Annotated in this window: 11 protein-coding genes; 8 read left to right on the forward strand and 3 right to left on the reverse strand. The window is 45.3% G+C overall.

What is annotated here, in order from left to right; translation table 11 throughout:
• Positions 1–10 precede the first annotated feature (10 nt).
• From I3252_RS07945 to I3252_RS07965, 5 genes are all read left to right on the forward strand, one after another.
• Positions 11–820, forward strand: a complete 810-nt coding sequence (locus I3252_RS07945; protein WP_238034802.1) for an enoyl-CoA hydratase/isomerase family protein — start codon at positions 11–13, stop codon at positions 818–820.
• A 69-nt stretch (positions 821–889) separates the two neighbouring features.
• Complete coding sequence (locus I3252_RS07950) at positions 890–3019, forward strand: acetyl/propionyl/methylcrotonyl-CoA carboxylase subunit alpha (protein ID WP_238034803.1); 2130 nt, start codon at positions 890–892, stop codon at positions 3017–3019.
• 59 nt (positions 3020–3078) lie between these two features.
• Entirely contained in the window at positions 3079–4011 is a 933-nt protein-coding gene (locus I3252_RS07955) for a hydroxymethylglutaryl-CoA lyase (RefSeq protein ID WP_193007738.1), read from the forward strand.
• Between the two features lie 130 nt (positions 4012–4141).
• A complete protein-coding gene (locus I3252_RS07960; protein ID WP_193007737.1) occupies positions 4142–5329 on the forward strand; it encodes an isovaleryl-CoA dehydrogenase in 1188 nt (395 codons plus the stop codon).
• A gap of 125 nt (positions 5330–5454) precedes the next feature.
• Complete coding sequence (locus I3252_RS07965; protein WP_193007736.1) at positions 5455–5940, forward strand: energy transducer TonB; 486 nt, start codon at positions 5455–5457, stop codon at positions 5938–5940.
• A 97-nt stretch (positions 5941–6037) separates the two neighbouring features.
• On the opposite strand, the gene I3252_RS07970 is transcribed toward I3252_RS07965, so the two are convergent.
• Together I3252_RS07970 and I3252_RS07975 are read right to left on the reverse strand one after the other, a co-directional pair.
• Positions 6038–6766, reverse strand: a complete 729-nt coding sequence (locus I3252_RS07970; protein WP_045453617.1) for a pantothenate kinase — start codon at positions 6764–6766, stop codon at positions 6038–6040.
• A 37-nt stretch (positions 6767–6803) separates the two neighbouring features.
• Positions 6804–7763 (reverse strand): biotin--[acetyl-CoA-carboxylase] ligase, encoded by a 960-nt coding sequence (locus tag I3252_RS07975; protein ID WP_238034804.1) that lies wholly within the window; start codon positions 7761–7763, stop codon positions 6804–6806.
• Between the two features lie 195 nt (positions 7764–7958).
• On the opposite strand from I3252_RS07975, the gene I3252_RS07980 reads away from it, so the two are divergent.
• Positions 7959–8762 (forward strand): sulfite exporter TauE/SafE family protein, encoded by an 804-nt coding sequence (locus tag I3252_RS07980; RefSeq protein WP_238034841.1) that lies wholly within the window; start codon positions 7959–7961, stop codon positions 8760–8762.
• A gap of 44 nt (positions 8763–8806) precedes the next feature.
• A complete protein-coding gene (locus tag I3252_RS07985; protein WP_238034805.1) occupies positions 8807–9295 on the forward strand; it encodes a hypothetical protein in 489 nt (162 codons plus the stop codon).
• A 46-nt stretch (positions 9296–9341) separates the two neighbouring features.
• Here I3252_RS07985 and I3252_RS07990 read toward each other — a convergent pair whose 3' ends face one another.
• A complete protein-coding gene (locus I3252_RS07990; protein ID WP_193007733.1) occupies positions 9342–9641 on the reverse strand; it encodes a DUF4298 domain-containing protein in 300 nt (99 codons plus the stop codon).
• 139 nt (positions 9642–9780) lie between these two features.
• Between I3252_RS07990 and I3252_RS07995 the strand changes: the two genes are divergently transcribed.
• Positions 9781–13746: an AAA family ATPase gene (locus tag I3252_RS07995; RefSeq protein WP_238034806.1), complete on the forward strand. Its 3966-nt coding sequence runs from the start codon at positions 9781–9783 to the stop codon at positions 13744–13746.
• Positions 13747–13848 lie beyond the last annotated feature (102 nt).

Raw genomic sequence — 13848 nt, forward strand, 5'->3', positions numbered from 1 at the left:
AGAGAAAGTTATGCAAAAAGACAGTGATAAAAATTATAAAAGCCTATTGGTTAAAGTGGAGCAGCACGTTGCTACGGTGACATTAAATCGCCCTGAGATACGCAATGCTTTTAACGATGAAATGATAGCTGAGCTAACCGATGCATTTAATACGCTTGGTGCTGATGATGAGGTACGTGTCATTGTGCTAGCAGCTGCTGGCAAGGCCTTTTGTGCAGGAGCCGATTTGAATTGGATGCGTGCCATGGCAGATTATAGCTATGAAGAAAACTTAGCAGACGCAGACAAATTAGCACAGATGCTTAAGACTATTTATGAGTGCCCTAAGCCAACGGTTGCGGCTATTCAAGGTGATGTTTATGCAGGCGGCATGGGATTGGTAGCCGTCTGTGATGTTGCCATCGCTGTCAAAATTGCTAACTTCTGCCTAAGCGAAGTGCGTTTAGGCTTAACGCCTGCAACGATTAGCCCTTATGTCATCCGAGCACTGGGTGCTAGAGCATCGCAGCGTTATTTCTTAAGTGCTGAAGTATTTGATGCCAAAAAAGCACGTCAGCTTGGCTTTATCCATGAGCGAGTTAGCGAAGAATGGCTGGCTGATGAGGTCGCTATATTTTGTAGCAAAATCGTCAAAAATAGCCCTGATGCAGTCAAAACTTGCAAGCAGCTATTACACGACGTCGCTGGTGCGCCCATCACTGATGAGCTGATCACCGATACAGTAAAAGGTATCGCTGATATTCGCTCATCAGAGCAAGGTAAAGAGGGCGTGCAAGCCTTTTTGCAAAAACGTAAGCCCAATTGGTTGACGGCAGATTAATAATGCACAAGAGACAAATGAGTAAATAGATAAGACCTCAAATAAAAACGATAACACACAGGGATAGTTATGTTTTCTAAAATTCTAATTGCCAACCGTGGTGAAATTGCCTGCCGAGTAGCCGCGACTGCCAAGCGTCTGGGTGTCAGCACCGTCGCTGTTTACTCTGATGCGGATCGCGAAGCCAAGCATGTGGCTGTCTGCGATGAAGCGATTTATTTAGGTGGCTCAGCACCGAAAGACAGCTATCTAAAAGGTGACGCGATTATCGCGATAGCGCTTGAAACTGGTTCACAAGCGATTCATCCGGGTTATGGATTTTTAAGCGAAAATGCTGACTTTGCGCAAGCCTGTCAGGATGCAGGGCTGGTATTTATTGGCCCTTCAGCTGATGCTATCCGCGCTATGGGCGGCAAGTCTGAGTCCAAGCGGTTGATGGAGATAGCGGGCGTGCCACTGATACCGGGCGATCATGGTGATAATCAAGATGCAGAATTTTTGCAGCAGCAAGCAGATAGTATTGGCTATCCTGTCTTGATCAAAGCCAGTGCAGGTGGCGGTGGTAAAGGCATGCGTATCGTTGAAAAAAGCAGTGATTTTATTGATTTATTAGACTCCTGTCGCCGTGAAGCCATTACCAGCTTTGGTGATGATAAAGTATTGGTTGAAAAATACGCATTAAAACCACGCCATATCGAAATCCAAGTATTTGGTGATACGCATGGTAACTATGTGCATTTGTTTGAACGTGATTGTTCCGTACAGCGCCGTCACCAAAAAGTATTAGAAGAAGCGCCTGCACCGGGTGTTGATATTGCGATGCGTGAGGCGATGGGAACCGCCGCTATCGAAGCGGCTCGCGCGGTCGATTATGTCGGCGCAGGCACGGTTGAGTTCATCGTTGAGCAGCGCGAAGATTCTATGAATTTTTATTTTATGGAAATGAATACGCGGTTGCAGGTTGAGCATCCAGTCAGTGAAGCGATTACTGGTGTCGATTTGGTTGAGTGGCAGCTCTTGGTCGCGGCAGGTCATCCATTACCAAAAACCCAAGCCGATCTGACTATCAACGGTCATGCTATTGAGGCGCGCATCTGTGCCGAAAATCCTGACAATAGCTTCTTGCCCGCGACCGGTACGTTGTTTACGTATCAAAAACCTGAACACAGTACCTTTATGATTGATAAAGACGGTACTGGCGTACGTATCGATGATGGCGTGCGCGAAGGTGATGTGATTAGCCCGTTTTATGACTCTATGATTGCCAAGCTGATCGTTCATGCGCCAACGCGAGCGCAAGCGTTAGCCAAGCTTGATCGAGCACTTGCCCAAACGCGTATCGTGGGTTTACCGAATAACGCGGCATTTTTACGCTATATCTTAAATACAGAATCTTTTAGCAAAGCCAATCTCGATACGGCATTGATTGAGCACGAGCGTGATGCGATTTTTAATCAGCAGCCTTTGGCATTATCGACGCTGGTTGTGACCGCCATTACTCGGCAACTTGCCAGCGAGATGGCAACGCAAGAGTCAGATATCGACCCATTTAGTAAACCTACCGGCTTCCGTGCCTATAGTGATTACACTCGCTCATTTAGCTTGGTTTATGATGAGCAATCATACAGTGCTCGCATCAGCAATTGGCACAATGCAAGTTGTTCTGATAGTAAAAAAGGTAGCGATAACCTCAGTAGCTTTACGCTCGTTATCGAAAAAGAAGTCGCGAATACGCAGGATAATAGCAATATCAATGTCGCTGCTGAGATAGAAATGGTTTATGAAGGTCAAGTGAGCTATGCCAGTAGCGACGAGCACAATCATACGCTATGGTTAGAGGGTGCACGTATCAGTGCACAAAGCTGGGTGAATAACGAGACGGTCTATGTGTTCACCGATAGTGGACGTGATGAGATTATGCTTATTGATATTATGGCGCACGTGGGCGAAGAGTCTGCCGCGGTTGGTAGCTTGAAGTCACCAATGCCAGGACAAGTGGTTGCATTCAAAGTAGCTGTTGGCGATACCGTGAAAAAAGGTGAGCCATTAGCTGTCATTGAAGCGATGAAAATTGAGCATACCATTACTGCACCGACGGATGGGGTGGTGGCAGAATTGCTATTTGCAGCCGGTGATTTGGTCGCTGATGGTGATGAGCTATTGCGCATTGATGCTGGCGAAAATACTGAGAGCGAATAGCTGACCAAGCCTAATAAAAAAGTCTCATAAAAAGGCGAATAACAATAAGGACGACAAGCATGAGCCATTCGTATCCAAACCATTCATATCCAAGCCATGTCAGAATCGTTGATGTCAGCCCGCGTGATGGACTACAAAATGAGTCAACGACGGTACCGACTGAGGTTAAGCAAGCGCTTATCAATGATTTGATTGCGGCAGGTGTCAAAAAGCTAGAAGCAACAAGCTTTGTCTCGCCAAAGTGGGTGCCACAGATGGGCGATAATAGCGCGCTGCTTGACGTGCTCGCACCTACGCGGCATACAGAGGTTTGCTATTCAGTCTTAGTACCCAATATGCGCGGTTTTGAAAATGCTATTTTGCACCGTCCTGACGAAATCGTTATTTTTGGCTCAGCTAGCGAGACCTTTAGCCAAAAAAACATCAACTGTAGTATTGATGAGAGTATTGAGCGCTTTGCACCAGTAGCTGCTGCGGCAAAAGCGCAGGGTATCAAAGTACGAGGCGTAATCTCTTGTACGGTTGGCTGTCCTTATGAAGGCGACATTGACCCAAGCCAAGTAGCGTATGTGACTAAGCGTCTGGTAGAGATTGGTTCAGAGCAAATTGGTATTGCCGATACCATTGGTGTTGGTACGCCGCTCAAAGTGCAACGAGCCCTGCAGGCAGCTCTAGAATATACTGATATCTCTATGCTATCGGGTCATTTTCATGACACTTACGGTCAAGCATTGAGCAATACGCTAGCCGCACTACAAATGGGTGTTAGCGAATTTGATACCTCAGTGGCTGGACTGGGCGGCTGTCCTTATGCCAAAGGCGCAACAGGCAATGTCGCGACCGAAGATGTGGTGTATATGCTGCATGGTATGGGTATCAGCACTGGTATCGACTTAGATAAATTAGTCGTGGCAGGCGAGCGTATCAGTGCGTTTTTAAAGCGTCCAAATGGCTCAAATGTGGCACGTGCCATCATCAATAAACGCCATTAATAAACGTCAGTCTTAATTAGTATAGTGGATTGACTGTGACTTCAAAAATGACATTATAAATACAGTTATAGTGGTTTTAAAAAAATATTAAAAATCGAAATTTAAAAACATCAAAACACAAGGAATAGTTATGAGTTTACCTGGATTGAATTTTCAGCTTGGCGAAGATATTGATGCATTACGCGATATGGTACAGCAGTTTGCAACCAATGAAATCGCCCCGCGTGCTGCCGAGATTGACAGTAGTGACGAGTTTCCCATGGATTTATGGCAAAAGATGGGTGATATCGGTCTACATGGCATCACTGTTCCTGAAGAGTACGGTGGCTCTAATATGGGCTATGTCGCACATATGGTCGCGATGGAAGAAATCAGCCGCGCTTCGGCATCGGTAGCGTTGAGCTATGGTGCGCACTCAAACCTATGTATCAACCAAATCAAACGTAACGGTTCTGAAGCACAAAAACACAAGTATTTGCCAAAACTGGTCAGCGGTGAGTTCATCGGTGCCTTGGCAATGAGTGAGACGGGTGCTGGCTCAGACGTCGTTAGCATGAAGCTTAAAGCTGAAGAAAAAGACGGCAGTTACGTGTTAAACGGCACTAAAATGTGGATCACCAATGGCCCTGATGCGGATGTGATGGTGGTCTATGCGAAGACCAATCCTGAGCTAGGCGGCAAAGGCATGACAGCCTTTATCGTTGAAAAAGGTATGGAAGGTTTTGGCACAGCACAAAAGCTGGACAAACTCGGCATGCGTGGTAGCCATACGGGTGAGATGACTTTTAACAATGTGACCGTACCGAGCGAAAACATCTTGGGCGGCCTCAATGAAGGCGTTAAGGTACTGATGAGTGGGCTAGATTATGAGCGTGCTGTATTGGCTGCGGGTCCTATCGGTATCATGCAAGCGGTGATGGACAATGTTGTGCCTTATATCCATGATCGCAAGCAGTTTGGTCAAGCCATCGGCGAGTTCCAGCTTATCCAAGGTAAAGTGGCAGATATGTATACGATACTGCAAGCAGGACGCAGCTTCTTATATACCGTTGGTAAAAATCTCGACATGCTAGATCAGCGCGGTGCTGGTCATAGCCGAGAAGTGCGTAAAGACTGTGCCAGTGTGATTTTATGGTGTGCCGAAAAAGCCACTTGGATGGCAGGCGAAGGCATTCAAATATTTGGCGGTAACGGCTATACCAATGAGTATCCACTTGGTCGCTACTGGCGCGATGCCAAGCTATATGAGATCGGTGCAGGTACCAGTGAAATTCGCCGTATGTTGGTCGGTCGTGAGTTGTTTAATGAGACCAAATAATACTAATAGGTATAAATAATTAGCTAATTTTTATCGAATTATGTTCACTGTAAAACTAAAAACGTGCTACGTTATGTCTTTCATAGCGTGGCACTTTTTAATGACTTAAATAAAAGACTTTTATAATGATTCGTAAACGAAATACCAAGTTCGCTCTTAATCACATAGCTTCCAACAAGACAGCTTCTCATTTTCTTACCAACATAAAATCTATCAGTACTTATGGTCTGTTAACCACTCTGTTTGCATTATTTACGATGACAGCGAGTATGGTGCCTGCACAGGCAGAGCTGGTTGATTTGTCTAATCGTGAACCCGTTACTCAAATTTCTATTAGCAATGCAAATTGGGTGGTAAGACCTATTTTGAGAATCGAATCTCATTGTATAAACACTATGAGTACCGGCGATAAGCTCACTCTCTTGTTATATGGATCGATTGATAAACAAGGCAAAATTACTAGAGTACAATTCAAAAAAAGCAGCGGTAATCAATGCTTGGATGAGAATGCTATTCGACAGGTAAGAAGCGGCCGAATGAAACCAGTCATGGTTAAAGGAAAAGCCGTAATGGCAAGTTTTAGCTTACCTATCATTTTTACAGTGCCATAGGTAGTAATAGAGAAGTTAGACGTGTTTAAACCAAAAAAGCAGTACGCCTAAAACGTACTGCTTTTTTATTAATCATTTTATAAGGTTCATAAAATGATTACGACTGTTTGGTATGATCAAAATATCGTGCCAGACCATTCAACAATAAGTCATCACGCAAACGTACTGGTCGATTAACATGCTGAGAAATAATAGCTGCATCACCACCCGTCATGATGACTTCAAAGTTGGGATGGCGATGGCTAATCTCATTGATGGCACCGACGATAGAGAGCAAGATACCGCGATGTACCGCATCTTGTGTGGTCATGCCTTGACCCACACTATCAAAGGTGCCATTGGAGATGGTGATTTGCTTAGTGCCCGAAAACAGTGACTCACGTTGCAGATAAATACTGGGGAAAATATAACCGCCCAAATGCTCAGCATGATCAATCAAGTCAATGGTCACCGCAGTACCGCAGCCAATCACGCATTGACGTTTTTTCTTATCCACGGCGCCGAGCATCTGTAGCCAACGATCACAGCCAAGCTGTTCGTCATTATAAGCACTCTTCATCAAAGCATGCGCGGCATCGACATGGACAAACTCAAACGGAATATTCAGACGACCTAACGTCTCTGACACTTTAACATTCAAATCGTCGCCCAGCACCGATGAGATACCAATAAAATCAGGCGCATAACGCTCGAAGCGATCGGTCAAACCCATCAGTAGTTCGGCAGGCGCTTGCAAATGTTGCTTGGCATCATGCGCGACTATTTGTCCGATATCATCGGTGAGCCAGTATTTTAGACGGGTGTTGCCAAGATCTAACCAGAGCATAAAAATCCCTTTATATCGTGCCCATTGGGTCTTTGATTTAAGCCTTATCAATAACGTCGATGCGTCCGGTAAAAAGCGCAGAAATCTTACCGCTATCTTGACGCAATTGCAAACATCCATGTGTATCAAGACCACAAGCATAACCTGTGATGCTATCTGTTTTACCGTTATGCTCTTGAGTAACGTGCAAGCGTAATCCTGCCAATGCGTCCATCGAATCAAACTGTTTTAAAAAGCTGTCCAAATTATAGCTTTGACCAGTGGGCTTCTCTAATCCTAGATGCTCAAAGCGTGTCATCGCGGCTAGCAGCGCTTTACTCATTTGTTGGTAAAGTATTTTTAGGCTTGGCAGACTCACAATATCTGTCTCTGGTTTTAGCCTCTCATAAATATCCTGTAGGCTAATCGCCTGATAACTCATGCCTTCAGAGGTCTTCGCAGTGAGTTTGGGCGTTGCCTGTACATTAAGTCCTACGCCCATCACCACGCCGACCAATTTGCCCGTTTGGGTAACAGGTTCTATTAAAATACCCGCAAGTTTATTAAAAGGTAGGGTCTGTGCTGCCAGTTTGGGCCCATTTGACACTGAGTCAGATGGCGGTTGATAAAAGCCCAAATCATTTGCCCATTTTACCCCAATTGGCGTCAATCCTTGCGCGTGCAATTGCTCATTTAATATTTGAATAACGGGCATTTTTGCCAGTTCAACGCCGATAATCAGCGACAGTAGACCGCTAATCGGCAGATGAACAGGGTGATATAACGACAGATAGACATTGCCGCGCGGTGATTGCCACGAGCGCCCGTGCTGCCCACGACCTGCACTTTGGGTTTCAGCGGTCAGTAGATGCATCTGCGCAGCATTTAACGTGCCATGTTGTACATCTGCTATTAGCTCGCTATTGGTAGAGGCACTGCTGACAAGGTGGCGATGGTTCAGCTGTGGTAAATGATGAAGCTCTAATGAGTCGTCAGAAAAATTGGAAAATGGCGGCATAAGTTTCGTCGATGTGGTTAATATAGCGTGGATAATCTTTGTTATACTGGGCGATTGTCATGAGATTGTCACGATTAGACAGTATCAAATAAACAGCATAAAGGTCGGATTATGATTTAGCAAATGCGATAGGCAAGTGATTATAAAACTAAAGAATTTTTATAAAAATAAGTGTGATAAAAGGCTGATTCGATGATGTTATATGTGTGGTTTGTGATTGCAGGGGCATTTGCGGGTGTCAGTGCAGGTCTATTTGGCGTTGGCGGCGGCATGATTATCGTACCAGCATTGGTATGGATTTTTACCGCTTATGATTTTTCACCAGAAGTGGTGACCCATTTGGCGATTGGTACGTCACTGGCGACCATCGTTGTGACCTCGATCAGCTCAATGACTGCGCACAATAAGCGTGGCGGCGTGCGCTGGGAAGTATGGCGCAAAATGGCACTCGGCTTGGTCATCGGTAGTTTGGTGGGAGCTGGTATTGCCGATATGATTGACGGTAAAGTATTGCAAGCCATCATCGGTGTCGGCGCGTTATTGGTTGCTTTAAAAATGCTGTTTTTGTCCAATAAAGAGCAGCTGGGTAAACCGCTACCGTCAACTGGCGTACAGTTTAGCGCGGGTACAGGGATTGGCATGGCGTCGTCTATTTTTGGTATTGGCGGTGGCAGCTTAACCGTACCGTTTTTAAATTGGGCGGGGTTACCGATGAAGCAGTCGGTCGGCACATCTGCCGCTTGTGGCTTACCGATTGCATTGGCTGGCGCGGCAGGGTTTGCATGGTTCGGGCAAGATGTTGTCAATCTGCCTGAGGGCACGATAGGCTTTGTGCATATCACGGGATTTTTATGTATTTCTGTCGCTAGCTTTGCGATGGCAAAAGTCGGTGCCAAGCTTGCGCACCAGTTGCCTGCGCTAACGCTTAAGCGTGCCTTTGGGGTGTTGTTATTGTTTGCAGGCGGGCAGCTGTTGTTAAGCGGGATTGGAATTCTCTAGAAATTTATACTCTAACTTAGGCAGTGTTTTTAGGAAGGTGATGAATGGATGTAGTATTAGTGAGTCTTCTAAGTGTTGCTTTAGGGGGAGCAATTTCATTTGCAACGAGTTCTATATTAAATTGGCAAAACCACAAGCGTGATCTTCTAAAGTTAGGACTAGAATATAAAAAAGAAATACAAGTATTTAAACGAGAGAAATATGAGCAGTTGATTATCAAATTATATAAATTAACCTATATGGTTCACGAGGGTATCTACTTTCGCTCTAGAGGTGAAAGTTTAATCGTTCCCATAGAGACGTTTATGATGTTGATGACAGAAGTAGAAACATTGATTATGTTGCACTTCCCATTATTAGAGGAGGACTATGAAAAGTTCTCTAAGCAACTGATCGACTTATACACTGAACTATATGCTGGTAGTTTTGAGCAATGTGAGATCATTAAACAGGCATTTGATAGAGAGGCTGACAAACTATTAAAGGTTATCAAACAATATGCTAATGAATATACACAAATAGCCACTCCTTAGAAGTATCTTTATTTATTTACTATCTTTTATTAATTTTAAAGAAATCCTATTTTTTATCAATCGCATCCAGCCCCAAACGCATCCATTTTCTTGCTAGCTCATCATGGTCGCTGAGCATACTCCACAGCGCATCTTCACTAAAGATAGAGTATTCATCACATGAATACTCAATTGGCAGATCCGCTTCACGATCTGCCATCCATTGCGGGTCTAGGTAGTAATTTTTCAACTCATTTTGCAATGCTTCAGCTTGCAAAAACTGCTGCTGCGCCTCAAGCTGTTGACGATGCAGCTCGCACCATTGCTCATATTTTTGCTGTAGTTCTTGCGGATTATAGTTAGGCATTTTTATACTCTTATTTTTTGATAGTTATATGAATAATTATTATTTTAAGCCATATTATAGCATCTGTCACAAACCCTAAAAATTTAGCACAATTTGAGGTAGAATAGCCGCCTGTTTTCGCCATATTTACTGATCCTTCATGCGCCTAAAATCTCTAAAGCTGGCAGGCTTTAAATCCTTTGCCAATCCTACGACTTTTACCTTTCGTCATGGTATCACCGCCATCGTTGGGCCGAACGGCTGTGGCAAATCCAACGTCATTGATGCCATTCGTTGGGTGCTGGGCGAGACCTCTGCCAAGCAGCTGCGTGGCGGGGCGATGAGTGATGTTATCTTTGCGGGTACGCAAGATAAAGCCGCCAAAAGTGTCGCTAGCGTTGAGCTAACCTTTGAGCATACGCAAAATGAGCAAAACGGTATTCGCCATGAATTTAATCTGTATCAAGAGCTGTCCGTTCGTCGTCAGGTAAATAAAGAAGGGCGCTCGGATTATTTTATCAACGGTACGCGTTGTCGTCGCCGTGATGTGGTCGACGTGTTTTTGGGTACGGGACTTGGCGCACGTAGCTATGCGGTGATTGAACAAGGCATGATTGGGCGTATCGTTGAGTCTAGCCCCATGCAGCTGCGTGAATTTATCGAAGAGGCGGCAGGGGTGTCGCGCTATCAAGCTCGACGTGAAGAAACGCAAAAGAAGCTCGAGAAAACTAGAGATAATTTAGCACGCCTGCATGATATGCAAAGCGAGCTGGTCAACCAACAAAAACGTCTGTCTAAACAAGCCGCCAGTGCTGAGCGTTATGAGGAATTAGCGCTAACGCTTGCTGATATTAAGCAGCAGCTCGCCATTCAGCAGCTCTATCAAGCCAAGCATACTCAGCAGCAGCAAAAAATAGCGCATGAGCGCAGCGCCACTGAAGTATCAACTTTACAAGCCAACTATGACACCCTAAAAGCCAAGCAAGATAAACTTGCCGCGCATATCAATCAAGAGCAATGGCTCAAAGACGATGCTCAAAGTAACCATTATCAACAGCAGCTAAGCTATCAAAAAGCAGAGCATCAATTAGGTGATGCCAAGTCACAGCTGACTGCTATTGAGCAACAGCTTGCCAGTTTAGAGCAGCAGCGTGAGCAAGCAGTCGATGAGATTGAGCGCTTAAAAGCTGAGCAAGCCGAGCAGCAGACTGTGCTAGAAGCATTGCATCCGAAGCTTATTGAATTAACGACTAAACGTGAAGCGCATAAACGCAACGAGCAACCATTACAGCGCGCCTACCATGATGCGCAAAACAAGCTGTCACGCCTGCAAGATACTGCGCGTTCGTTTGAGCAGCAGCAAGCCATTAATAACCAAGCACAAAAACGTTATCAGCAAAACCATGATAAGTGGCAGCGTCGTCATACAAACTGGCAGCATTTATGGCAGCAATTACAACAGTCGCTATCACCAGTTGCAAGTGCTGGTTTGCAAGATAATTCTGATACGAATAATTTGCAGCAGACGTTAGTGGCGCAAGTTGCTGAGCTAAACAAACAATTGCAGCAGATTGAACGCCAACAAGACAGCGTCGATGAGCGACTGTCTGAGCTACAACCGCAAGCGCAGGATTTACAACAGCAATTGCATACGCAGCAGCGCGAGTTGAGCGAGAGTGAGAAGCGCCACGCCGTATTGGCAGGTGAGTACGATACCCTGCATCAAATATTGCATCCTAAGCCGACACCAAAATCGCAACAGTCTGCTGATGCAAAAACTGCTGATGTTAAAAGTGATTTAGAAAGCAAAATAGTCAGCGACTATAGCCAATTGACCATTACCACCTTGCGTGACCAGATTGAGTTAAGCGCAAAAGGGCAGCAGCATGCAGAGCTACTTGATAGTGTGTTGGCATTGTGGTTAGACAGCCATGTGCTGGTTTCTAACCAAACTTATCAACTAAATGTTGATAACGCGAGCGATGACTCTGAGAAACCGCACAGTTTATGGCAGGTGCTTGAGCATGACTTTGCCAATCTGTTTACTTATCAAACGGCACGAAACACGGCTGCTAGTGCAAACGATAAAACCCTATTAGAGACAGGTCACAGCTTGTGGCTATCTGCTCAGACAAATGGTACAGATTCAACGCCATTTATCAGCGATTTGCCAGATAACTTGGTTGAATCAATATTGCCTTTATCACAGCTGATTAGCGCACCGAACTTAGCGCTTTGGCAGCAGTGCTATTTATATATTACACAGCCTGAGACAGATAATAGGCAAACGTTAGAAGCGCTTGCTGAGATTTTAAAAGCATTGCCATCGTCAGCTATTTTACTAACGACTGACGGCTGGATTATTAGTAATCAGGGTACGATTAATCTCAGTAAATTTGCTGGTGCGCAAGATGAAAAAAACGATAGCAATAACGGCAATAACCAATTTTTAACTCAGCGTTTGCAGCAGCGCAGCCGTTTACAAGCGTTAGAGAACTTGCTTGATGGTTTTGAAAGCAAGATACAAGACCAGCAAAAGGCGATTGCTAATAACCAGCGTAACTATGATGCAATGACTGTCAGCTTAGAAGAAACACGCGCGCAAGCTGAGCAATTAACCCGCGATAAGCATCAGTATCAGCAAAAGCTCACTACTCAGCGCGCTAACGCTGAACGTTTGCAAGCGGACAGCCACCGCCTCAATGCTGATAAAGCAGCCCTTGAGCAAGAGCAACAGGAGCTGGTACAGGAACAACAATCGCTCAATCATGAGCAGCAAGATATCCAAAACAAAATAGCAGCGCTAACGCCACAAATTGCCGATGCTCGTGCGGCAACTCAGCAATTACAAGCAGAGCGCAGTGAGCTAAGTCGTATCCGTCAAGCGGATGATGACGCTTGGCAAGCCTTGCAACTTCGTATTCAACAGAGTGAAATGCGTCTAGAGCACAGCACTAGCAGTCTTACTCGGGCAAGTGCGCAATTTGAAAAGTCGCTACAAAGTGAGCAAAATCTAAAGACGCGTCATGAGCAGCAGCAAAATACACTGCCAGCACTGCAAGCTGCATTGCAAACAGCACAGACCGCGCGCGATGAGCAGCAGGCTGTATTAACAGGACGCGAAACCGCGTTAACGGTGCTCAAGCAAGAATACAATCAGCAGCAGGTTGAGCTGGATAGCTTGCAAAATACACTGCAAACCCAGCAAAATGCGCTTGCCAATCACTCGACCGAGTTGGCATTAAGCGCTGCAAAATTAGAGGATGCTAGTAGCCATACGCAAGAAGCGCTAGATGCTTATTATAAGGTGAGTCATAAATATACAGCGCAATTGGATATAGCACGGCAGCCACAGCATCAGCAACAAGTGATGAGCGTTTCAAACTTATTGGCAGATTTTATTGCGCATGATCGCCGTGTGCGCCCAGATAAAATCGCTGAGCTTGAGGCTGAGCGCGTGCAGCTTGAGCAGCAGCTAGGCAAAATTGGCGCGGTCAATCTCGCTGCCGTGGCAGAGTTGGCAGAGGTTAATGAACGCTTAGAGCCACTCGCGCAGCAGACAACCGATATTGCTGCGAGTATGCAGACGTTAACGGAGGCGATTGCTTCGATTGATGAAACGACCAAGACGCTATTTATGCAGACGCTCGATGCCGTCAATATTGAGCTTGCCAATTTATTTGCCAAAGTGTTTGGTGGCGGGCAAGCCAGTTTAACACTCAATACGGATGATATGCCCATTAATGCACCAAAATCAGAACAGTGGCGGGCAGGGCTAACCTTGATGGCACAGCCAAAAGGCAAACGTAACAGCCGTCTCGCTGTGCTTTCAGGCGGCGAAAAGACGCTTACTGCATTGAGCTTGATTTTTGCGATATTTAAGCAGCATCCCGCGCCATTTTGTGTGTTGGATGAAGTCGATGCACCACTTGATGACGCCAACGTCGCTCGCTTTACCAGTCTTATTCATGAATTAGCAGACGATTTGCAGTTTATCTTTATCAGCCATAATAAATTAACGATGCAGATTGCCGATGAGTTAAAAGGCGTGACCATGCCAAGCGCAGGGATTTCTACCTTGGTCAGTGTGTCACTCGATGAGGCAGCGCGTTACCTTTCTGATTAAGAGCAGCGTTGAATAGCAAAAATAATTGATAACTGGCAGCAGTTGTCGGTGGTATAGTTAGAAATGATGTGACAATATTACAACGTCACGCAAGTGTGTCAG

The sequence above is a fragment of the Psychrobacter sp. Ps4 genome, from assembly GCF_022129285.1.
Lineage (GTDB): Bacteria > Pseudomonadota > Gammaproteobacteria > Pseudomonadales > Moraxellaceae > Psychrobacter > Psychrobacter immobilis_A.